Genomic DNA, 25,361 nt, shown 5'->3' with positions numbered 1-25,361 from the left:
TAAATAATTCAAAAATTAAATAATATGAGCTTAAAAAAATTAATGACTAATTATGCCAATTATAATTTATGGGTTAACCAGCAATTTGCAAATTGGCTTTCTGAAAAATCAGATGATTTACTTCATAAGGAAGTTCCGTCAAGTTATTCCAGTATTGCCAAAACGCTGAATCATATTTGGGAAACAGAAGAATATTGGTATTCGGTAATTTCAGAAACCGGAGTATTTGAAAAGAAAGAAAATGTTGATTTAAATAAAAATGAAATATTTAAAAGATTACTGCAAAGCTCAGCAAAACTAGCTGAGTATATAAATTCATTGTCTGACGAACAATTAGCTAAGGAAATTAAAATCGATAATCCCTGGTTTCAGTGTGAATTTCCTCTTAGCGAATATTTGCTGCAGGTTGTAAATCACGGAACTTACCACAGAGGACAAATTGTTACCATTGGCCGAAATATTGGGATTACCGATGCATCAAATACGGATTATAATTTTTATAATGTTGTAAAAGGGCAATAAATAATTATTTTTCAAAAAGCAAAGCCTAAACTCCTAAGATGAATTTCATTTTAGGAGTTTTTTATAGAAGTCTTTTTTTATTGATTTCGAGTAATTCGAGTGCTCTTGTTTTTAGTCTTTCCGGTTCCAGGATTTTGGCATAATCCCCAAACATCAAAAACCAACGCGGAAAACTACTTTCGATATCACATGACATAAATGTCATTTCTATTTGCCCGTCTATTTCTTTTTCCGAAATAAAGCCATGATATTTTCTTTCGGTCATCAGATATTTTACAATTTTTTTCTCAACCAAGATTCGGACTTTTGTTTTTGGAGCTGGCTGGTCTTTTTTGTTCAGATACGTTTCCAGTGAATCGTGTTCGATAGTAAATTTCAGATCTGTTTTTTTAATGCCCTGAATTCTGTCCGTTCTAAATTGACGGTAATCTTTCCTTAAATGACAATATCCTAAAAAATACCAGTTATTGTTTTCATGAAAAACACCAACAGGCTCAATATTTCTATGGCTTGCTTCTTCAGCTTCTAAGGTTTTGTATGAAAGCTGAATTTGTTTTTCCTCAGCAATACTTTCAAACAAAAGAGCCAGAGTATTAGGAGAATTATCATTAAACATTGGCTCTGAAGCCTGCATCAGAATTTTTGATTCTATATTCGAAAGCCAGTCTTTATCCGTACTTCGCAAAACCGATTTTAATTTATACATCGCCGAAGCATAATGATTTCCAAGAGAAGGATCGGTAAATTTCTGCATCAGTTTTTCTGCAGCAATAAAACTGCTAACTTCCTCGCGGGTAAACATAACGGGGGGTAATCTGTAACCATCCATTAATGCATAACCAACTCCGGCTTCACTGTAAATAGGAACTCCGGAGGCTTCCAAAGTTCGGATATCTCTGTAAATAGTTCTTAAACTAACTTCAAAACGATCTGCCAGTTCCTGTGCTTTTACAATTTTTTTAGATTGCAATTGAATCAGGATGGCGACAATTCGGTCAAATCGTTTTGGGGTTTCGTCCATTTTTTGAAGGTTCTGAGTTACTGAGTTTTTTATAAATACAAAGGTTCAAAGATACAAAGGTTTAGGGTTTTGCTTTTAATTACTAAAAACAAAATTTCTCTTTTTGAAATTCTTTGCGTGGAGACGCACTGCTGTGCGCCTCTACAATCTGTGTCAAGAATTGTTGTGGAAAAAAAATCATTTCCCACAATCTGTATCTTCACAGTATATGCGTAGAGGCGCACAGCAGTGCGTCTACATAATCCATATCCATATTTGAATTGGTCAAAATAAATAAAACAAAAAACCCAACAACTTTCGTCATTGGGTTAGTCTATATTCTTTGCTCTTGCTTCTATTTTCTAAAAAGAATTAGTCGTTAAGTTTCAAAACAGCCATAAAAGCTTCTTGAGGAATTTCAACATTTCCAACTTGTCTCATACGTTTTTTACCTTTTTTCTGTTTTTCCAGCAATTTACGCTTACGTGAAATATCTCCACCATAACATTTTGCGGTAACGTCTTTACGAAGTGCTTTGATAGTTTCACGTGCAATAATCTTAGCTCCAATTGCTGCCTGAATCGGAATGTCAAATTGTTGTCTCGGAATCAGTTCACGTAATTTCTCGGTCATTTTTTTACCGATGTTATATGCATTGTCTTCATGGATCAAGGCAGAAAGCGCATCAACAGTCTGAGAATTCAAAAGAACATCAAGCTTAACTAGTTTTGAAGTTCTCATTCCGATTGGAGAGTAATCAAAAGAAGCATAACCTTTGGAAACTGTTTTTAAACGATCGTAAAAATCGAATACAATCTCAGCCAAAGGCATATCAAAATTCAATTCAACACGTTCTGTAGTCAAATACGTTTGATTGGTAATTTGACCACGTTTTTCGATACATAAACTCATTACGTTTCCAACGAAATCAGCTTTTGTAATGATGGTTGCTTTAATATATGGTTCTTCAACTCTGTCTAAACGAGATGGTTCAGGTAAGTCAGAAGGATTGTTTACTACAAATGGAGTTTCAGGATCTTTTTTGGTGTAAGCCAAATATGAAACGTTAGGAACTGTAGTAATTACAGTCATATCGAACTCACGTTCTAAACGCTCCTGAATAATTTCCATGTGCAGCATTCCTAAGAATCCACAACGGAAACCAAATCCTAAAGCTGCTGAACTTTCAGGTGTAAATACCAACGAAGCATCATTCAGTTGCAGTTTTTCCATAGAAGAACGCAGATCTTCATAATCTTCCGTGTCAACAGGATAAATTCCGGCGAAAACCATTGGTTTTACATCTTCGAAACCTGTAATCATATTAGTAGTTGGGGTTTTGGCATCTGTCAGTGTATCACCAACTTTTACCTCTTTGGCTTCTTTAATTCCAGAAATTAAATAGCCAACATCACCGGTAGAAATTACATTTTTTGGAACCTGGTTCAATTTTAAAGTTCCCACTTCATCAGCAAAATATTCATTGCCGGTAGCCATGAATTTAATTTTTTGCCCTTTACGGATTTCTCCATTCATAACTCTGAAGATTACCTCAATTCCACGAAATGGATTGTAATGTGAATCAAAAATCAATGCTTGTAACGGTTCGTCAACATTTCCTTTTGGAGCCGGGATTTTTTCGATAATGGCTGCCAAAATATTTTCAACACCAAAACCTGTTTTTCCGGAAGCATGAATAATATCTTCTAATTTACATCCTAATAAATCAATAATGTCATCACTAACTTCTTCAGGATTAGCACTTGGTAAATCTACTTTATTCAAAACCGGAATAATTTCCAGATCATTTTCTAAAGCTAAATATAAATTCGAAATCGTTTGTGCCTGAATGCTTTGTGCAGCATCTACAATCAAAAGGGCACCTTCGCAGGCAGCAATTGATCTTGAAACTTCGTATGAAAAGTCAACGTGACCGGGAGTGTCAATTAAATTTAAAATATATTCTTCTCCTTTATAAGTGTACTCCATCTGAATGGCGTGACTTTTAATGGTAATTCCACGCTCACGTTCCAGATCCATGTTGTCAAGCAATTGTGCTTTTTCCTCACGAGCTGTAACGGTTTGTGTGGCGCCAAGTAAACGGTCTGCCAGTGTACTTTTACCGTGGTCAATGTGTGCAATAATGCAAAAGTTACGTATCTTCTTCATTTTTCTATTTCAATTCTCTATACGAGTTTTAAGTATTTTTTCGGGTATAAATTTACGCTATAGCAATTGCTGTAGAGCATGTTATTAAGGCGCAAAGATAGGGCAAAGTTTTGGATTCTGGAATGTAGTTGTCCGATAGTTAAATTCTGAGATTTAAAACTAGCTTTAAAACTCAAAATTGAATCCTTTTTCTGTTAGTTTTTTGTAAATTGCGGGGTCAAATTTGTATAATTTTGCTGCCCTGTGCGAAACATCCTGTTGCTTTTCATCTAATGCAACGAGCAGTTTCATATGTAAAATTTTTCTGCGGAAATTTGATTTGTCCAATTCAATTCCTAATATTTCTTCATAAAGATGCATTAATTGCAATAATGTGAATTTTTCGGGCAGAAGATTAAAACCAATAGGGGCCTGACGAACTCTATTTTGCAATTGCATCAGACTAAAGTCTAAAATTTCGTTATGGTCAAAAATCAAATCAGGTATTTCGTTGATTTTGTGCCAGGTTGCTTCCATTAAGGTTAATCCGGCTTTTACATTATAGTCTTCCCTGTTTACTAATGTATAATAACCAATAGTAACTACTCTTCTTCCGCTTACACGATTTGGATCTGTAAAAGCTTTTAATTGTTCCAGATAGATATTATCAAGACTGGTAAGTTCATACAATATTCGCTGTGCCGCATCATCGGAACTTTCTTCTTTTTTTAACCAGCCTCCAAGAAGTCCCCATTTTCCTATGCTTTCTCCTTCGGCATGATGTGCCAAAAGAACTTCGAGATTTCCTTTGTTAAATCCAAATATAACGCAGTCGATCGTGATTCCGTCTATAACAGGTTTCATAACTTCTGAAGCTGTCTTGTCAATTTCTGGAGTATTTTTAGAATGTTGAAATGTCATTTTTTGCTTTTATAAGCGAGTTTTAAAATTCAAAATTAAATCCTTTTTCAGTAAGTTTTTTATAAATCTCTGAATCAAATTTGTACAATTTTGCTGCCCTGTGCGAAACATCCTGTTGTTTTTCATCAAGTGCAACCAGTAATTTCATATGAAGAATTTTTCGTCTGAAATTAGATTTATCCATTTCAATTCCTAATATCTCTTCATATAAATGCATTAATTGTAATAAAGTAAATTTTTCAGGCAAAAGATTGAACCCAATTGGTGTCTGTTTTACTCTGTTACGTAAATGTTGCAGGCTATAAGCCAGGATTTCATTATGATCATATATTAAATCAGGAATTTCATTGATCTTATACCATTTGGCGTCTGATGCCGTAAAACCTGCTTTAATATTATAGTCTTCTCTTTTAATTAGGGCATAATAACCAATAGTGATAACACGTCTAAGCGGGAATCTGTCGGGATTTCCAAAGGCTTTCAATTGTTCCAGATAGATATGGTCTAATGCTGTTAACTCATTTAATAATCGATGAGCAGCATCATCAGTACTTTCTTTTTTATTAATCCATCCTCCTGGAAGCCCCCATTTTCCTTTGCTTATTCCTTCTCCGTGCTGTACTAAAAGTACTTCCAGACTTCCTTTGTCAAAACCAAAAATAACACAGTCAATTGTAATAGCGTTCATCGCTGAATGATCGCTTTTCACAATAGTATCATTATCTGAATTATTAACCATGTTTATTAAAATTTTGACAAATTAAATAAATAAAAGTAATAGTATACTCTTATAAACTGACATATTTTTTGATAATGTAAAAAAAAGTTAAATATTAAGAAAAAAAGCATTGTTAAAAAGTGATTAATTAAAAAAATGCCTTTAAATCTTTGTCAGTCAAATGAATAAAATGATATTTTATTAATAATATTTATTTAAAACTTACGGCATATTTTGTTATATTTATAAAAAGGCATCTGGAATTATGGTAATTGCAAAAAAATAAACCTAAATTTTTGTTAATATAGAAAAATTGTGCTACACTTGTAGTCAAATTAACCATAAGATAAATGCATTTTGACTATAAGTTAATTGATGAACAATTAAGTGTAATTAAAAAATTCAAAAAATGCTTTTTTTAGGAATAGATTTAGGAAGCTCTTCAATTAAGTTATCGGTATTTAATCCTGAAAAAGGAATAAGTGTTGGTAGCGTAACTGTTCCTGATTTTGAAATGCCAATTTTGGCAGCTCAATTTGGATGGGCTGAACAAGATCCTGAATCCTGGTGGCAATATGTGAAAGACGGAATAAAAAAACTGGGAGCTCATCAAAACATTGACTTAAAAAAAATTGCAGGAATTGGAATTGCTTATCAAATGCATGGTCTGGTTTTAACCGATGAAAATTTAAATCCGGTTCGTTCTTCAATTATTTGGTGTGACAGCCGCGCAGCTGTTATCGGAGACGAAATTTATAATAAAATGGGTTCTGAAAATTGTCAGAAACAAATTTTAGGGAGTCCGGGAAATTTTACCGCTTCAAAATTAAAATGGGTTAAAGACAATGAACCTGAAATTTTTGAAAAAGCAAAATATATGATGCTTCCGGGCGATTTTATTGCAGCAAAACTTTCAAAAATAGCTCAAATTAGTACCTCCGGATTATCAGAAGCAGCTTTATGGAACTTCTCAGAAGGGAAATTAGCAACTGAAATCCTTTCTCAAATGGGATTGTCAGAAGATATTGTTCCGGAAATTGTTTCAAGTTTTGGAATTCAGGCGACAATCCATCCTGAAATTGCTCAGGAATTAGGATTAGAATTAAATACAAAAATTACTTACAGAGCTGGTGATCAGCCAAATAATGCATTATCCCTTAATGTTTTGAAACCTGGAGAAATTGCTACTACAGCAGGAACTTCAGCGGTGATTTATGCGGTTAGTAATCAGGATGCATACGATAAACAAAACAGAGTCAATACTTTTTTGCATGTAAACAATACAGAATTGCAAAAAAACAATGGTGTTTTGCTTTGTATCAACGGTTCCGGAATTTTATATCAATGGCTGCGTAAAATCATGTCAACAGACAGAAATGGCCTGATATCTTATGAGGCGTTAAATGCCGAGGCTGCAAAAGCTGAACCGGGAAGTAACGGACTTCGCTTTTATCCTTTCGGGAATGGTGTTGAACGTATCTTCAATAATAAAAATGCTAATTCCGGAATTCAGAATCTAAACTTTAATATTCATCAGTCTTCACATTTGGTCCGTGCTGCCTGCGAAGGTATCGTGTTTGCCATGAACTATGGTTTTGATGTTATGAAATCTGTTGGTGTATCAGGAAATATAGTAAGAGCCGGGAATTCAAATTTATTTTTGAGTCCCGTTTTCAGGGAAATTTTCACCAATACTACTCAAACTACTTTAGAACTTTATAATACTTCCGGTTCAGAAGGTGCTGCAAGAGGTGCTGCTTACGGATATGGATTTTATAATTCACTTGAAGAAGCGTTTGATGGATTAAAATGTATCGAACGAATTGAACCTAATTCAACATTGACATCAAGGTATCAGGATATATACCAGGAATGGAAAAATCATATTAAAATAGAACTATAATTATACTAAATAATGAGTACAACGAATCAATCTTATTTTAAAAATATTGATACTATCAAGTTTGAGGGCAGAGAAAGTGATAATCCTCTTGCTTTTAAATGGTATGATGAGAATCGAGTAGTTGCAGGAAAAACATTGAAAGAGCATTTGCGTTTTTCTATGGCATATTGGCACACGCTATGCAATACCGGAGGAGATCCGTTTGGAGCTTCAACTGAAACATTTGCATGGGATAAAAATGAGAATGCTATTTTAAGAGCCAAAGACAAAATGGATGCGGCTTTTGAATTTATGACAAAGTTAGGTTTGCCATATTATTGTTTTCATGATGTTGACATGGTAGATGATGCGCCAACTTTGGCAGAATTCGAAATCCGTGTGCAGACTATGGTTGAATACGCTAAACAAAAACAACAGGAATCAGGTATTAAACTATTGTGGGGAACTTCAAATTTGTTTAGTAATCCTCGTTACATGAACGGTGCTTCAACTAATCCAAATTTTGATGTTGTAGCTTATGCAGGTGCTCAGGCAAAAATTGCTATTGATGCTACTATTGCACTTGGTGGTGAAAATTATGTTTTTTGGGGAGGTCGCGAAGGATATATGAGTCTTTTGAATACTGACATGAAAAGAGAATTGGATCACTTAGGGAGATTCTTGAATACTTGTAAAGATTATGCCCGTAAAGAAGGTTTTAAAGGAAACTTTTTAATCGAGCCAAAACCAATGGAACCTACAAAACATCAATATGATTTTGATGCTGCAACTTCGTTGGGTTTCATTAATAAATACGGACTTCAGGATGATTTCAAATTAAATCTTGAAGTGAACCATGCGACACTTGCCGGACACTCTTTCGAACATGAATTACAGGTTGCAGTTGATGCTGGAATGTTAGGCAGCATAGATGCAAATCGTGGTGATTATCAAAATGGATGGGATACGGATCAATTCCCAATAAATCTTCAGGAAGTTACACAGGCTATGTTGGTTATCCTTGAAGGTGGCGGAATTCAGGGTGGCGGAATCAATTTTGATGCTAAAGTAAGAAGAAACTCAATTGATCTGGAAGATAAATTTATTGCACACGTTTCAGGAATGGATGTTTTTGCAAGAGGATTAATCGTTGCGGATCATATTTTACAGAATACAGATTACAAAAAATTACGTTCAGAACGTTACGGATCGTTTGACGCTGGAAATGGTGCTAAGTTTGAAAAAGGAGAACTTTCTTTAGAAGACCTGAGTAATATTGCGCGTGCAAACGGAGAGCCTAAACCTATCAGCGGAAGACAAGAATTATTTGAACAAATTATCTCGAATGCGTATTAATTTAGATTAAAAAGGACTAACAATAAATTTAACCAAATTATTAATTATTATGAAAAGCAAATATTGTATTAAAACAACAAAGCTTCCATTTTTTATGGCGCTGCTGTTCAGTGTTTTTATAATGCAGTCTGGATTTGCCCAAGACCAATCCAAAACTGTTAGTGGAAAAGTGACATCGTCAGAGGACGGAATGGGAGTTCCCGGTGCCAGCGTTATTGTCCAAGGAACAAAATCAGGCACTTCAACTGATTTTGACGGATTATTTAAAGTAGAAGCAAAAACAGGTGACGTAATTGTAATCAGTTTTATGGGATTTAAAACCCAGCGTATAACTGTAGGAGCTCAAAAAACAATTAATGTTGTATTACAAACAGAATCAAACGAACTTAAAGAGATTGTCGTAATTGGATACGGTACTCAAAAGAAAAAGGTAAATACAGCAGCTACATCTTTAGTGTCAGGTAAAGATGTTCAGCAAGTTTCGAGCCTTGATGTTGTAAATGCTTTGCAAGGCCAGGCATCCGGGGTTAATGTTACATCAACTTCAGGACAGCCGGGAGCTGGAATGGCAGTAAACATTCGTGGAGTTGGAACAGCCGGAAACAGCACTCCTCTTTATGTAGTAGATGGAGTAGTTGTTGATAACGGAATCGGATATCTTGACCCATCTTCCATAGAAAGAATGGACGTACTAAAAGATGCTTCTGCAGGATCTATATATGGTGCAAGAGCCGCAAATGGAGTTATTTTAGTAACTACAAAAAAGGGAAAAGATGGAAAAATGAATGTGTCATTTAATAGTTATGCAGGTTTTCAAAGAGTTGCTAAAAAATTAGATTTATTAAATACACAGGAGTATACTACTATTATGAATGAGGCTCGTGTAAATTCCGGATATACGCCATTATATACACAAGCACAAGTTGCCGCATTACCAAATCATGACTGGCAGGATGATTTGTTTAAAGAAGGCGCTATAAAACAAAATCACTCCCTTACAATTACAGGTGGTGATAAAAAATCAACAATTGCTACCGGATTGTCATATTACGGACAAGAAGGAATGATTGGAGGCGCAACAAGCCAATCGCAATATGATCGTATTACATTTAATGTAAATTCAACTTCAGAAGTTATTGAAGGACATTTGAAAATTGGGGAAAATTTTTCGTTTGCTAATATTAAAAGCTCAGGAGTAGCGGATCAGGGAATTTATAGTAATGCTATCAGAAGCTTCTTAAATGCAGCACCAGTTGATCCTGCTTATGATGCCAATGGCGATTTTGCACATTCGTCTATCTCAGCAGATATCAGTAACCCTTTAGGATCATTATATTACAATAATTTTAATGAAACTAAAGTAAATCGTTACGTTGGAAATATTTTTGCAGAATTAAAATTCTTAAGAAACTTTACTTACAGAACTAGTTTTGGTATTGATATGTCAGATAGTAACTATCGTTCTTTCAGACCGGTTTATTCTCTTTCTTCAAACGATAATAATACAGTTTCAAGTGTTACACAAAATGCAACAAAATCATTAGGGTGGATATTTGAAAATACAATACAATATAAAGCTACATTGAATAATCTGCATAATTTTGATGTATTAGTAGGTACTTCTGCTAAAAAGAATACTTCAGATTATATGGAAGGAACAGGGAAAAATTTGATTTTTGACGATTTTTCACATGCTTACTTAAGCAATGCTACAGATCAGACATCAAATACAGTAAAAGGAAATCGTGCAGATTACGGAATTCAATCTTATTTTGGACGTCTGTTGTATGACTTTAACAACAAATATTTATTTACGGCAACTTTAAGAAGAGACGGTTCATCAAACTTTGCATCTTCAAACAGATATGGTTATTTTCCAGCTGTTTCTGCAGGTTGGAATGTTGATCGTGACTTTTTTCCAGAGAGCAAAGTGGTAAATAATTTAAAACTAAGAGCAAGCTGGGGGCAAAATGGTAATGATCAGATTCCTGCTTTTTCTTATATGTCAACTATTAGCTCATACAATAAAAGTTACCATTTCGGAACAGGAACAGAAACTCTGCAAACGGGTTCAAGCCCTAACCAACTTTCAAACCCTGATTTAAAATGGGAAACATCAGAACAAACAGATTTTGGTTTTGATGCTACTTTATTTAATAATTTTACAATAACGTTTGATTACTACGATAAAAAGACAAAAGACTGGTTGGTTTTGGCCTCTATACCAGTTTATGCAGGAGCTACAGCACCTTATATTAATGGAGGTGATATTAGAAACAGAGGTGTCGAATTTGCTTTGGCATACCATACCAAATTTGGAAAAGACTGGAATTTTTCTGTAAACGGAAATATTTCTCATAACGAAAATGAAGTAATAAGAGTAGCAAACAGTGAAGGAATTATTCATGGAGATCCTAACTTGTTATTTCAGGGAACAGACGAGTTAAACCGTGTAGAGGTAGGACAGCCAATAGGTTATTTCTACGGATTAAAAACAAACGGAATATTTCAAAATGCAGCTGAGGTTGCTGCAGGTGCACAGCCAGCTGCACAACCCGGAGATGTTCGTTTTGTAGATTTAAATGGTGACGGGAAAATTGATGCAAATGATAAAACCAAAATTGGAGATCCAAACCCTGATTTTACCTATGGCTTAAATTTTGATCTTTCATACAAAGCGTTTGACTTTACTATTAATACTTATGGAGTAGCAGGAAGCCAGAATGTTTTGGGAATTCATGATCCTACACGTGGATACACTAACTATACTACTGATGTTTTAAACAGATGGACAACAGAAGGCAGCTCTAACAGAGTTCCAAGAGTTACTTACGGAACAGATAGTAATGGAAACTATACTAAATTTTCAGATTTATATGTTCAAAATGCAGATTTCTTCAGAATCAAAAGTGCTACTTTAGGTTGTGATTTAACAAAACTGACATCAAAACTGACTTTCTTTAGCAAATTCAGATTGTATGTGGCCGCCAATAACTTATTTACTTTTACAAAATACAAAGGTATGGATCCGGAAATTGGATTTGGAAACAGTAATCAGTCTTGGGCTAGAGGAATCGACGTAGGATATTATCCACAGCCAAGAACATACATGATGGGTCTTAATGTTAACTTTTAAATTATGAAAACGATGAAAAAATATATAAAATTATTTGCTGTGTCAAGCTTGTTTGTTTTAGGAGCTTGTTCAGATGATTTTCTGGATACAGAACCTTCTACAACTATAGTGGAAGAGAATTTTTATAAAACACCGGCTGATGCTTTCGAAGGATTAGTTGCTGTTTATGATGTATTGCAACGCGAAGCTTACGGAGGACCTTTATTAATTAGCGAACAGGCTTCTGATGATTGTTTTGGAGGATATGGTATTGCTGATGCACAGTCAGATATCGAATGGGACCGTTTTTTATTTGTTAGTAACAAAGAGATGAACATGGATGCCTGGAAAAACTCTTATTTAGGAATTTACAGAGCTAACATTTTATTAGAAAACCTAAACAAAGTAGATTGGGGAACTAATACAGCCCTTAAAACCAGATACGAAGCCGAGGCACGTTTTTTAAGAGCACACTTTCATTTTCAGGCTGCTAAAATGTTCGGGGATATTATTCCTTTAGATCATACCACTTCAGCAAGCGAATTTCAATTGCCAAGACAGGCGGCTGAGGTTACTTATGCTTTAATCGCTAATGATTTAAAATTTGCTGCGGATAATTTAAATAATGACAATTATTCTCAATCAGGAAATGCTAATTATGGTCGTATTACAAAATGGGCTGCCGAAGCTTATTTAGCAAGAACATTTTTATTCTATACCGATTATTATAAAAAAGCTGATTTGGCAGGTGTAGTAACCAAAGCACAGGCAATTACTTATATAAATGATGTGGTAACTAATAGTGGACACGGTTTGGTTTCTGATTTTGCTAATCTTTGGCTGGCTGCCTCTTTCGCAAATTTTGCAGGAGAAGATAATACAGAAATGGTTTGGGCTGTTCGTTTTAACGGTTCAGGAAAAGGAGACTGGAATTTGAATGAAGGAAACCGTTTTCAGGTAAATATTGCACCACGTGGAGGAGCTATCGGACCTTATGCTTCAGGATGGGGAGGAGCAACTGTTAATCCAAAATTAGTTGGTGAGTATATTACAGGGGATACCCGTAAAAGTGCATCATTTATTGATTATGCTAATGAAACCTATAAAGGGAGTCCATTAAATTTTGATCCTATAGCAAGAGAACAACGTCAATATACCGGATATTCATGGAAAAAATATTGCCCGATCACCAATGATGCAGGTGTAAGTATTGTAGAAGCAAATGGAGGGAATTTCCAAATTGATAACTATCAGGATTACGCTATTATTCGTTTTGCAGATGTATTGCTGATGGCTGCCGAATTAAATTTAGGAACAAATCAGACATTAGCTGCAGCTGATTTAAATAGAGTTCGAGATAGAGCATTTAAAGATACAGCGCACAGAATTTTAAGTGCTGATCTTACAATGGATATTATTATGAAAGAACGCAGATTAGAATTAGCTCTTGAAGGATTACGTTATTTTGATTTAATCAGAAAAGGGACTGATGTAGCTAAAGCTGCAATTGATAATACAGCTACTGATTCTCAATTTAATGTAACATTTAGAACAGAAACCTTAGGCTGGTTCCCATTACCACAATCTCAAATCGTTCTTTCGAATGGTACTATTACTCAAAATCCTGGCTGGAACTAACTAAAAAACAAAATGATTATGAAACGTATACTATATATTTTAATAGCTGCCGTAACCATCGGTTCATTAATGTTTTCATGTGAACCCGTTGAAGATCGCGAGAGTTTGCCTGCAATAGGGCTTACACCTGAAACAATTAAGTTTTCTGTAACACAGAACACTGCAAATACTAATGAAGTAATTTTAAAGAACGAAGACCCTGCCGTAATTCCATATTGGAAATATGTTGACGGAAATGGAAATGAATTAGGGCATTCTAACAAAAACGAGGATAAAATTACTTTTCCTTTCGCAGGGAAATACACGGTTTATTACACTGCCTATACAAGAGGAGGTGCTATAGATGCTGCTCCTGTAACTGTTAATATCGCTCAAAATGATGATACTTATTTTAGTGATGAAAGATGGAATTTCCTAACCAACGGAGTTAATGGTAAAACATGGGTTTTATACATGACTGCACCTCTTGAGTTTATTGGAAAACCGGCATCTTACCAAAATATTGCAGTAAGTGGTCATGGCTGGTGGCCAAATCTTTCTGATATTTCATGGGCAGGTTTAGAAAACAAAGATTGGGGTGAAGTTACTTTTGACCTTAACGGAGGTTACAATGTTTCAGTAAAACAAACTGATCCAACAGCTGGAAGTACTGTACAAACAACTAAAACAGGGACTTTTAATTTTAACCTTACAACAGGTTCAACAAATGACAGAATTGCTTTTAACGGAGGGGTAGAAATGCTGCATCCAAGCGGAGCAAGCTATTTTAGTTCTTCATTTAGTTTTACTAATGTGCAAATTGTAGAACTTACCGAAACAACTTTGGCTTTTATAGCTATTAGAGCAGACGGTGATTATTTGATTTACCATTTAGTAGTAAAACAATAATAGTTTAATTTGAAAAGTCTCAGTTTTAAAACATTTCTAATGTTTTTTAAACTGAGGCTTTCAATATTTCAAGTTAGGGAAGGAATTGTAACTTTATCTCTAACTTAATTTACAAAAGAAATACAGAGTACCAATGGATAAAAGAAAATATTTTAGCAGCGGGTTATCATTATTAATGTTAGTCGGAGTCATTTTATTTGATTCCTGCAACAAGAAAGAAGAGGCTTTTAGCAACCGAAAAGTTTCTTTTAATTCTGATTGGAGTTTTCATTTAAATGATAGTATTATTGATAAGGATACCATTACATCTTCAACAAAATGGCGTACTTTAGATGTTCCTCATGATTGGGGTGTTGAAGGGAAATTTGACGAAAAAAGCCCTGCAGGATATGGAGGAGGAGCACTTACCGGTGGTTTAGGCTGGTACAAAAAAACATTCAAAGTTGCTGCAGCTGACAGTAGTAAAGTAACATCAATTATTTTTGATGGGGTTTACAGAAACAGCGAAGTCTGGGTAAACGGACATTATTTAGGAAAACGTCCAAACGGATATATCAGTTTTCAATATGAAATGTCGCCATACTTAAATTATGGAGATAAAAACAATGAAATTATTGTAAAGGTAGACAATTCAAAACAACCAAATTCACGTTGGTATTCAGGTTCAGGAATTTTTAGAAATGTCTGGATTGAAACTACAGATAAATTGCATGTTGCACAATGGGGAACTTATGTGACAACACCAAAAGTTACTGCTGAAAAAGCATCGGTACAATTCGAAACTACGATTCAGAATCAAAATCCGGCTTCAAAAAAAGCAACAGTAACCACTACTATTTTTAAAGAAGACACTAAAGTAACATCGGTTACCCAAGATATAACGATCGGCGCAAATGCCAGTCAAACAATTAAACAACAAGCACAAGTTGAAACGCCTGTTTTATGGTCTGTTGAAAAACCGGAATTGTATACAGCCGTTACTGAAATTTCGGTTGACGATAAAATCGTTGATCAATACAAAACCAATTTCGGAATCAGGGATTTTAAATTTGATGTTGACAAAGGATTTATTTTAAACGGAAAACAAGTTAAAATAAAAGGAGTCTGCATGCACCACGATTTAGGTCCATTAGGCTCTGCAATCAATACACGTGCAATTGAACGTCAGTTGGAAATCCTGAAAGGAATGGGTGTAAACGGAATCAGGACTTCTCATAATCCGCCTGCTCCTGAGCTTTTGGACCTTTGCGATAAAATGGGTTTCATCGTAATGGATGAAGCTTTTGATATGTGGAAACAAAACAAAACCAAATATGATTATGGTAATGATTGGGACAAATGGCACAAAAAAGATTTAATCGATCAATTACTGCGTGACCGAAATCATCCAAGTATTTTTGTGTGGAGTATCGGGAATGAAATTCCACAGCAATGGGACGAAAGTGGGGTAATAATTGCAAAAGAATTAGCCGCCATTACACGTCAATACGATAAAACACGACCAATTACAGCGGCCATGAATCCGCCGGTTAATATGAATATTGATGAAGTAACCCTGCAATTTGAACAAAAGAATGTTCAATTTAATGCCATCGCAAAATCGGGAGTGTTAGATCTTATCGGATACAATTATGCACATCAGACTTATGCGCATCATAAAAAAAATTTCCCTGGAATTCCGTTCATTGCAACCGAAACAACATCAGCTTTAGAAACTCGTGGTTATTATGACAACAATTCAGATTCGATTAAAAAATGGCCGGTAAGATGGGACCTGAAATTTACAGAAGGAAATCCGGGCAATACAGTATCCGCTTACGATCAGGTTCAGGCACCATGGGGTTCTACACACGAAGCAACCTGGAAAATTATTAAAAAACACGATTATCTTTCCGGAATGTACATCTGGACAGGTTTCGATTATATTGGTGAACCAACTCCATATGAGTGGCCGTCTATTAGTTCGTATTTCGGAATTGTAGATTTAGCAGGTTTTCCAAAAGACGTTTATTATATGTACCAAAGTGAATGGACAGATAAAAACGTTTTACATATTTTCCCGCATTGGAACTGGAAAGCAGGTCAAAATGTTGATGTTTGGGCCTACTATAATAATGCTGATGAAGTGGAATTATTCCTTAACGGAAAATCAGTCGGAGTTAGAAGTAAAAAAGGAGATGATTTACACGTAATGTGGAGAATTCCTTTTCAGCCCGGAACACTAAAAGCAATTTCCCGTAAAAACGGAAAAACAGTTTTAGAGAGTGAAATCAAAACAGCAGGGAACGCATCAAACTTAAAACTTACGGCTGACAGAAGTGCGATTAAAGCAGACGGAAATGATTTGTCATTTGTAATAGTTGATATTTTAGATTCAAAAGGAGTCTTGGTTCCAAATGCCAATAATGAAATTAATTTTTCATTAAAAGGAAACGGAAAAATTGTAGGTGTTTGTAGTGGAGATCCGGTAAGTCATGAATCATATAAAGGATCAAAACATACCGCTTTAAACGGAAAATGTTTAGTTGTTATTCAGTCTGGCAAAAAAACCGGAAGATTAGAATTAACTGCTAAAGCGAATGGATTAAAACAAAGTACAGTTGTAATTACAGCAGAATAAAAACAAATAAATAACACTAAAAACACACAATGAAAAAAATACAGATAGTTTCCTTGTCTCTATTCATGGGTTTTGGTTTGTTGCTTTCGCCAAAAGCGTCCGCACAAATTCAAAATGCAGATGTGCTTAATGCTCCAATAGATATCAGCAAAGATTTTCAAAATTATTTGAATACCTTTTATTTTGCAGATGAGCTAACAAGTTTTGACCCTGTAACAGGAAAAGGAACTATAAAGTATTTGCGCTATAATTATAAAACACGTCAGGCTTTCAACAACATGATGATGAAACCTGATACAGTTGTGGCAAATGAGTTTCCTACTACTGAATATGAAGTTTCACCACTTTTACCTTTTGAAATTCAATTTGTTTCAGACAGAACAATCCGAATTAAAACAACTTCAGGGCCTCAATTCCATCCCCAGAAAGAATCTCTAATGTTGGTTGATGGTGTTGCTCCAAATCACCCGGAATTATGGAAATATTCTAAGATGGAAGGAGGCCATAAATATACCAGCAAACATGGCGTTGTTGAGATTTTATCAAAGCCATGGCATATAAAAATCTATGATGAAAAAGGAAAGCTGCTAACAAGCACACTTCATAATTCTGATTTCGCAAACGGATATACACCATCACTTCCGTTCTCATATGTACGCAGGAACAGCGATTATTCAAGGAGTATGGGTGCAGCTTTCAGCTTAGAACCTGATGAAAAAATATTTGGTTGTGGAGAATCTTTCACACAATTCAACAAACGCGGACAAAAAGTAGTTTTGTGGGCAGATGACGCCAACGGAATCCAAAATGAAACCATGTACAAGCCAGTTCCGTTTTATATGAGCAGCCGTGGTTATGGTGTCTTTATGCATCATTCAACACCAATTACAGTTGATTTTGGAAGATATTTTGGAAGTGCAAACGAAATGTATATTGGAGATGATGAAGCCGATTTATTTTTCTTCATCGGAGAGCCAAAAGACATATTAGATCAATATACTGATTTGACTGGAAAAGCAGCAATGCCGCCACTTTGGTCATTTGGTTTCTGGATGAGCCGTATTACGTATTTTTCTGAAAAAGAAGGCCGCGAAGTAGCAAAAGATTTACGTAAATATAAAATTCCAACCGATGTAATTCATTTTGATACAGGTTGGTTTGATGTAGACTGGAGAAACAATTATGAATTTGCAAAAGCCCGTTTCCCGGATGCTGAAAAAATGATGTCTGATTTGAAAGATGATGGTTTTCATGTTTGTTTATGGCAGCTGCCTTATTTCACTCCAAAAAACACATTGTTCAATGAAATCATGGATAAAAATTTAGCGGTAAGAGACCGTAAAGGAAATCTGCCTTATGAAGATGCCGTTTTAGATTTCTCAAATCCTGAAACAGTAACATGGTATCAGGCCAAATTGAAACGTTTATTCGATCAGGGAGTTTCTGTTTTTAAAGTAGATTTTGGAGAAGCTGCTCCGCCGGACGGAATTTATCATTCAGGACGCACTGGTTTCTACGAGCATAATTTATACCCGTTACGCTACAATAAAGCTGTTGCCGAAATTACTCAGAAAGAAAAAGGATACACATTAATCTGGGCAAGAAGTACTTGGGCAGGAAGCCAGCGTTACCCTTTACACTGGGGTGGTGATGCCGAAACAAGTAATGGAGCAATGTCTGCCGAATTAAGAGGCGGACTTTCATTAGGATTAAGCGGATTCAGTTTTTGGAGTCATGATGTTGGAGGATTTGCAACTAAATCACCTGAGAATTTATACAGAAGATGGGCTCCATTTGGGATGTTTACTTCACACGTAAGAAGCCACGGAGAACCTCCACGCGAACCATGGTTATACAGTAAAGATTTCCTTGAAGGATTTAGAAAAGCAGATAATATGCGTTACGAATTAATGCCATACATCTATGCACAGGCAAAAGAAAGTTCTCAAAAAGGATTACCAATGATGCGTGCTTTATTTGTAGAATATCCAAACGATCCGGGAGCGTGGTTAGTTGATAATGAATATTTATTTGGTTCAAGTATGTTGGTTGCCCCATTGTTTGAAGAAGTAACGGAGAGAGACGTTTACCTTCCGGCAGGCACCTGGATAGATTACCAGACTAAAAAAGTATACGAAGGGGGATGGCATAAAATTAAAGCCGGCGAAGTGCCAATTGTAGTTTTGGTAAAAGATGGAACTGCCTTGCCGCATATTGGTTTGGCTCAATCAACCAAAGATATGGATTGGAGCAAATTAACACTTAAAGTGTTTGCCAGTGACAAAACAACTTCAGCATCAGCAAAAGTATTTTTGCCAAATGGGGATGCTGTTCAGGAAATTACGGTTACCAAAAAAGGAAACAATTTTGAAGTTGCACCAAATGCATTAACCGGGAAAACCACTTTTAAAACCGAGTGGCTAAAATAGGTTTTGTTTAGTTTAGTTTTTTAAATCGGGTGAATCCCCATCACCCGATTTATATAATACGATTTAAAAAATAATACCATGAAAAAACATTTAATCCTTTCTACTGTACTGCTTTCCATTGCGATTGGTTATAGCCAAAAAAATAAAAATGCTTATGAACTGGCTTCGCCAAATGGACAGAACATAATAAAGTTCGAATTGGTGAAAAATGCTCCAAAATATGCTGTTTCGCACGGTAAGACTGAAGTAATTACACGATCTGATATGGGATTTTTATTGAAAGGCAATGAAGATTTGAGTTCTAATTTTGAAATCAAAAATGTAAAAAATACTTCTTTTGATGAAACTTGGGAACAGGTTTGGGGAGAAAAGAAAAATATCAGAAATCACTACAATCAATTAGTGGTTGAACTACAGCAAAAAGGAAAAAATAAACGTAAGCTTGAGATTCAGTTTCGTGCTTTTGATGATGGGGTTGCCTTTAGATATGTTTATCCAAAACAAAATGTAAAAGACAGCATTTTTATTATGGATGAAAAAACGACTTTCAATCTAAAAGAAGATGGGAAGGCATGGTGGATTCCGGCAAATAGAGAAAATCGCGACGAATATCTTTTTAAAGATGCTCCGGTTAGTACACTTGATACAGTTTTGACACCACTTACTATAGAAAGTAAAAGCGGATTGGCATTGAGTTTTCACGAAGCAAATCTGGTAGATTTTGCAAGTATGACTTTGGTAAATACTAAAGGAACTGAACTTAAATCTGATTTGGTGCCATGGGCTGATGGTGTAAAAGTTCGCGTAAAAGACACTTTTACTTCTTCCTGGAGAACGATTCAAATTGGAGAAAAACCAGCAGATTTAATTACTTCTTATTTGATTTTGAATTTAAATGAACCAAATAAATTAAAGAACACAAGCTACTTCAAACCATACAAATATTTTGGGATCTGGTGGGGAATGCACATTGGAAAATATACATTTTGGGAAAGCGATAAACAAGGAGCAACGACCAAACATGCTGAGGAATATATTGATTTTACTGCCAAAGAAGGGTTTCATCATTTATTGATCGAAGGCTGGAACAAAGGCTGGACACCTGCATGGTATGAAAACAAAATGCACATGTTTAGTTTTACAAAAAGTGCCGATAATTTCGATTTAGAAAAAGTGGTAGAATACGGAAAACAAAAAGACGTAGCACTTATCGGGTATCATGAAACAGGATCAAACCTGATTAATTACTTAAAAGAAGTAGATGAAGGTTTTGCATTGTATAAAAAATTAGGAATGCACTCGGTTAAAATTGGCCACGTTGGTTCTAAATTAAATATGAAAGAGTGGCACTTTGGACAATTTGGAGTGAATTATTTCAGATATATTTTAGAAAAAGCAGCCGAATATGATTTAGCAGTTTTATACCACGAGTCAATAAAAGACACAGGTGAACGTCGTACTTATCCAAACATGGTTTCAAGAGAAGCAGCGAGAGGACAAGAATATAATGCATGGAGCGAAGGAAATCCGCCAAGTCATTTGACTATTATTCCTTTTACAAGATTACTTTCAGGACCAATGGATTTTACACCGGGAATTTTTGATGTTGAGGTAAAACAAGGTTATCCCGGAAAAAGAGTTCATGGTACAACAGCACAGCAATTGGCATTGTATGTAACAATTTACGCCCCAATCCAGATGATGGCCGATCTTCCTGAAAATTACGAAGGAAAACCGGCATTGCAATTCTTAAAAGATGTTCCAACAGATTGGGAAGATACTAAAGTACTGGATGGAAAAATTGGACAATACATCACAACAGCCCGTAAAGACAGAAATAGTGCTGATTGGTATTTAGGAAGTATTACAAATGAAAATGCTCGTGATGTAGAAGTTTCGTTATCATTTTTAGATCCAAAAGTAACTTATGAAGCTCAGATTTATGCTGATGCTGAAGGAACTGATGAAACGCATAATCCATCTGCAGTAGCAATTTCTAAGAAAACAGTTAAAGCTTCAGATTCATTAAAATTACATTTAGGTGGTGCTGGCGGAACAGCAATCCGATTTAAAAAAATATAATTTATTGTAGAGATTGCAGTAGTATGTGTCTCTGCTTTGTTTCACTTTGATTTAATTCTAAAAACATCCAATGAAAAGAAATTTAGGAACATTTTTTATTTTAATACTTCTAATCAATGTCAAATTGTTTGGACAAAATGTTATTTCTGAAAACGTATCAGCAAATAGAATCATAAAAGTAGATTATAATAAAACTGCCGGAAAGCTTAATACCATGTTCAAAGAATGTGTTGGAGCAGGGAGAGCTAACGAAGGTTTAAGAGCTGATTGGCAGCAACAGCTCGCAATCACAAAAAAAGAGTGTGATTTTAAATACATCAGAATGCACGGTTTATTATCTGATGATATGGCAGTTTACCGTGAAGATAAAGATGGAAATCCTGAATACAATTATCAATACATAGATGCTTTGTATGACTTTATTGTAAGTATCAAGATGAAACCTTTTGTTGAATTAGGCTTTATGCCTTCAGCATTGGCAAGCGGTCCCCAAACTATTTTTTGGTGGAAAGGAAATGTAACCCCTCCAAAAGATTATAAAAAATGGGAAGACTTAATTCGCAACTTAACTGCTCATTTTTCTGAGCGTTACGGAGCTGAAGAAGTAAAAACATGGTATTTCGAGGTTTGGAATGAACCTAATCTGACTCCGGGTTTCTGGACCGGTACTCAGGATGAATATTTTAAATTATACGAATATACTGCGCGTGGCATAAAAGCTGTAAATAAAGATTTTAAAGTGGGCGGACCTGCAACAGCCGGTGCTGGCTGGGTTCCTGAAACAATTGAATTTTGCGCCAAAAAGAATGTTCCGTTAGATTTTATTTCAACACACACTTATGGTGTTAACCAAGGATATTTAGACGAGTTCGGAATTTCTGGAACAGTGCTTAGTCCAGACGAGAATAGTATCAGTGGTGATGTTATTAATTCGCGAAAGCAGATTGCAAATTCTGTCAAACCAAATCTGGAATTGCATTATACAGAATGGAGTTCTTCCTATACACCTTCAGATCCAATCCATGACAGTTATCATTCAGCAGCATATATTCTTCAAAAACTGAAACAAGTTGGCAACGCTGCGAACTCAATGTCGTATTGGGTTTTTACCGATATTTTTGAAGAAGCAGGTCCAAGATTCACCCCTTTTCACGGAGGATTCGGATTAATGAACACACAAGGAATTAAAAAACCGGCTTATTTCTCTTATTATTTGATGAATAAATTGGGTGAAACAGAACTTCAAAATACAGATAAATCTTCCTGGGCAAGTAAAAATTCAAAAGGAGATATGGAGCTTTTATTCTGGGATTTTACCAATACGCATCCTGGTGATAAAGTATGGAACCAGACCTATTATATCCAGGATCTGCCATCAAAAGAAAAGGGAAAAGTAAAAATTGAAATCGGCGGATTACAGAAGGGGAAATACATTTTAGAAATATACAAAGTTGGATATAAATCGAATGATGCGTATGCTGATTATTTGTCTTTAAATAAGCCAGGCCAGTTAACACGTGAGCAGGTAAATTCAATAAAAGCAAAAAATAACGGAGCTCCAATTGCTGCAGAAAAAATAACTATTGATTCTAAAGGAACTTTTAGCAGAGATTTCAAAATAAATGAGAATGATGTTATCATGCTAAATCTGATAAAACAATAATTTAAAAATAAACAAAAACCAAAAACAAAAACCACGAACAAATTAAACACCACGATTTAAAGATTTTTAGTGAGGATGAAAATTTTTAAATCTAAAAAAAGGGAACTATCTATGAAAAACAAAATTTTATGCCTGTCTGCAGCTATGGCTTTCGTGGCTTTTACTTCTTGTAAAAATTACGCACAAAGTTCAGACTCTGATTCTGCTCAAAAAGAATATGCAGGCAAAGAAATAGGGTCAGAATTTGACACAGAAATTGATAAGTTAATTTCTCAAATGACACTTGAGGAAAAAATAGGCATGCTTCACGGTAACAGCATGTTTAGTAACGGCGGTGTAAAACGTTTAGGTATTCCGGAATTAAAAATGGCTGATGGACCGTTAGGAGTCCGTGAAGAAATTTCTCGTGATAACTGGGCACCGGCCGGTTTAACTAATGATTTTGCAACTTATTACCCTGCAGGAGGCGGTTTGGCTGCAACCTGGAATGCTGAAATGGCGCATACATTCGGTAACAGTTTAGGAGAAGAATTGCGTGCCAGAGATAAAGACATGCTGCTTTCGCCTGCAATTAATATGGTAAGGAGTCCACTTGGGGGAAGAACGTATGAATATATGTCTGAAGATCCGTTTTTGAATAAAAAAATTGCCGTGCCTTTAATTGTTGGTTTACAGGAAAAAGATGTTATGGCTTGCGTGAAACATTATGCAGCAAACAATCAGGAAACCAATCGTGATTTTGTCGATGTACAAATTGATGAACGTACACTTCGTGAAATTTACCTTCCTGCATTTGAAGCGTCTGTAAAAGAAGCAAAAGCATACAGTATTATGGGTGCTTACAATAAGTTTAGAGGTGAATATTTATGTGAAAATGATTATATGCTGAATAAAATCCTTCGTGACGAATGGGGATTTAAAGGCGTAGTAGTTTCAGATTGGGCAGCGGTACATTCTACAGCAAAAACTTTAAAAAATGGTTTGGATATTGAAATGGGAACCCCAAAACCTTTCAACGAATTTTTCCTTGCTGATAAACTTATTGCAGCTGTAAAATCCGGAGAAGTTTCAGAAGCAGAAATTGATCTGCATGTAAAACGTATTTTGCGTGTTTTGTTTCAGGTAAAAGCGATGGGCGGAGGAGAACGTGCTAAAGGAAGTATTGCAACCGAAGCACATTATCAGGATGCGTATAAAATCGCATCCGAAGCTGTGGTTTTACTTAAAAATGATAACAATGCATTGCCTTTAAAACTGGATGGTGTTAAATCAATTGCCGTAATTGGGAATAATGCAACCAAGAAAAATGCTTTAGCGGGATTTGGTGCCGGTGTAAAAACCAAAAGAGAAATTACACCTTTGGAAGGTTTGAAAAACAGATTGCCATCATCAATCAAAATTAATTATGCAGAAGGATACTTAGAGCGTTACGAAGAAAAAAATAAAGGAAATTTAGGTAATATTACTTCAAGTGGTCCGGTAACAATCGATCAATTAGATCCTGCTAAATTACAGGAAGCGGTAGAAGCAGCCAAAAATTCTGATGTAGCTATCATTTTTGCGGGTTCAAATCGTGATTACGAAACCGAAGCTTCAGATCGCAGAGATTTACACTTACCATTCGGACAAGAAGAATTAATCAAAAAAGTATTAGCCGTTAATCCTAAAACCATTGTGGTTATGATTGCCGGAGCTCCTTTTGATATTAATGAAGTAAGCAAAAAAACTTCAGCTTTAGTCTGGAGCTGGTTTAATGGCTCTGAAGGCGGAAATGCTTTGGCTGATGTATTATTAGGAAAAGTAAATCCATCAGGAAAATTGCCTTGGACAATGCCTAAAAATCTTATGGACTCGCCTGCACACGCAACAAACAGTTTCCCTGGTGGAAAAGAGGTTAATTATGCTGAAGGAATTTTGATAGGATACCGTTGGTTTGATACTAAAAAAATTGCACCGTTATATCCTTTTGGATTCGGATTATCATATACCACTTTTGCTTTCGATAATGCAAAAACTGACAAAACTTCCTATGCAGTAACGGAAACAATTACTGTTTCTGTTGACGTTAAAAACACAGGAAAAGTTGATGGTAAAGAAGTAGTACAATTGTATGCATCTAAATCTGATTCGAAAATTACACGTGCTGCACAGGAATTAAAAGGTTTCCAAAAAACAGACGTAAAAGCAGGAGGCTCAAATACAATAACAATTAAAGTTCCGGTTAAAGAATTAGCCTACTATGATGTAGCTTCAAAAAAATGGACAGTTGAACCAGGAAAATATACCTTGAAATTAGGAAATTCTTCCAGAGACATCAAAAAAGAAATTATTGTAACAATTAAGTAATAAAATTGTTGCTTTATAATAATTAAAAAAATG

Annotated in this window: 15 protein-coding genes; 11 read left to right on the top strand and 4 right to left on the bottom strand. The window is 35.3% G+C overall.

Going from position 1 to position 25,361, the window contains the following annotated elements:
* Nucleotides 1-24: 24 nt before the first annotated feature.
* On the top strand, nt 25-522 hold the full coding sequence (locus PMI10_RS09740) for a DinB family protein (RefSeq protein WP_035631654.1): 498 nt from the start codon (nt 25-27) through the stop codon (nt 520-522).
* 61 nt (nt 523-583) lie between these two features.
* Here PMI10_RS09740 and PMI10_RS09735 read toward each other — a convergent pair whose 3' ends face one another.
* From PMI10_RS09735 to PMI10_RS09720, 4 genes are all read right to left on the bottom strand, one after another.
* The gene (locus PMI10_RS09735) at nt 584-1,543 is read right to left on the bottom strand and encodes a helix-turn-helix transcriptional regulator (RefSeq protein WP_007807205.1); all 960 of its coding nucleotides are present in this window, start codon (nt 1,541-1,543) and stop codon (nt 584-586) included.
* A 351-nt stretch (nt 1,544-1,894) separates the two neighbouring features.
* A complete protein-coding gene (gene lepA, locus PMI10_RS09730) occupies nt 1,895-3,691 on the bottom strand; it encodes a translation elongation factor 4 (RefSeq protein WP_007807203.1) in 1,797 nt (598 codons plus the stop codon).
* A gap of 165 nt (nt 3,692-3,856) precedes the next feature.
* The gene (locus PMI10_RS09725; RefSeq protein ID WP_007807201.1) at nt 3,857-4,591 is read right to left on the bottom strand and encodes an NUDIX hydrolase; all 735 of its coding nucleotides are present in this window, start codon (nt 4,589-4,591) and stop codon (nt 3,857-3,859) included.
* A 22-nt stretch (nt 4,592-4,613) separates the two neighbouring features.
* Nucleotides 4,614-5,330 (bottom strand): NUDIX hydrolase, encoded by a 717-nt coding sequence (locus tag PMI10_RS09720; RefSeq protein ID WP_007807200.1) that lies wholly within the window; start codon nt 5,328-5,330, stop codon nt 4,614-4,616.
* Nucleotides 5,331-5,718: 388 nt separating this feature from the next.
* On the opposite strand from PMI10_RS09720, the gene PMI10_RS09715 reads away from it, so the two are divergent.
* From PMI10_RS09715 to PMI10_RS09670, 10 genes are all read left to right on the top strand, one after another.
* Nucleotides 5,719-7,212: a xylulokinase gene (locus tag PMI10_RS09715; protein WP_007807198.1), complete on the top strand. Its 1,494-nt coding sequence runs from the start codon at nt 5,719-5,721 to the stop codon at nt 7,210-7,212.
* Nucleotides 7,213-7,224: 12 nt separating this feature from the next.
* Nucleotides 7,225-8,547, top strand: coding sequence for a xylose isomerase (gene xylA / locus PMI10_RS09710; RefSeq protein WP_007807197.1), 1,323 nt, complete (start codon nt 7,225-7,227; stop codon nt 8,545-8,547).
* A gap of 49 nt (nt 8,548-8,596) precedes the next feature.
* Nucleotides 8,597-11,683: a SusC/RagA family TonB-linked outer membrane protein gene (locus PMI10_RS09705; protein WP_007807196.1), complete on the top strand. Its 3,087-nt coding sequence runs from the start codon at nt 8,597-8,599 to the stop codon at nt 11,681-11,683.
* Nucleotides 11,684-11,695: 12 nt separating this feature from the next.
* On the top strand, nt 11,696-13,300 hold the full coding sequence (locus PMI10_RS09700; protein WP_007807194.1) for a RagB/SusD family nutrient uptake outer membrane protein: 1,605 nt from the start codon (nt 11,696-11,698) through the stop codon (nt 13,298-13,300).
* 18 nt (nt 13,301-13,318) lie between these two features.
* The gene (locus PMI10_RS09695; RefSeq protein WP_157489762.1) at nt 13,319-14,188 is read left to right on the top strand and encodes a hypothetical protein; all 870 of its coding nucleotides are present in this window, start codon (nt 13,319-13,321) and stop codon (nt 14,186-14,188) included.
* A gap of 133 nt (nt 14,189-14,321) precedes the next feature.
* Entirely contained in the window at nt 14,322-16,808 is a 2,487-nt protein-coding gene (locus tag PMI10_RS09690) for a glycoside hydrolase family 2 TIM barrel-domain containing protein (RefSeq protein WP_007807188.1), read from the top strand.
* Between the two features lie 29 nt (nt 16,809-16,837).
* Nucleotides 16,838-19,237 (top strand): glycoside hydrolase family 31 protein, encoded by a 2,400-nt coding sequence (locus PMI10_RS09685; protein WP_007807186.1) that lies wholly within the window; start codon nt 16,838-16,840, stop codon nt 19,235-19,237.
* A gap of 78 nt (nt 19,238-19,315) precedes the next feature.
* On the top strand, nt 19,316-21,319 hold the full coding sequence (locus PMI10_RS09680; RefSeq protein ID WP_007807184.1) for a glycoside hydrolase family 97 protein: 2,004 nt from the start codon (nt 19,316-19,318) through the stop codon (nt 21,317-21,319).
* Nucleotides 21,320-21,389: 70 nt separating this feature from the next.
* Nucleotides 21,390-22,982 carry a GH39 family glycosyl hydrolase gene (locus PMI10_RS09675; RefSeq protein WP_007807180.1) on the top strand — a complete coding sequence of 531 codons (1,593 nt, stop codon included), beginning with the start codon at nt 21,390-21,392 and terminating at the stop codon, nt 22,980-22,982.
* Nucleotides 22,983-23,093: 111 nt separating this feature from the next.
* Entirely contained in the window at nt 23,094-25,328 is a 2,235-nt protein-coding gene (locus PMI10_RS09670) for a glycoside hydrolase family 3 C-terminal domain-containing protein (RefSeq protein WP_007807177.1), read from the top strand.
* Nucleotides 25,329-25,361 lie beyond the last annotated feature (33 nt).

The organism is Flavobacterium sp. CF136 (genome assembly GCF_000282055.1).
GTDB lineage: Bacteria > Bacteroidota > Bacteroidia > Flavobacteriales > Flavobacteriaceae > Flavobacterium.
Note: the sequence above shows the minus strand (reverse complement) of the source record. Positions and strands in the feature narration are given on the sequence as shown.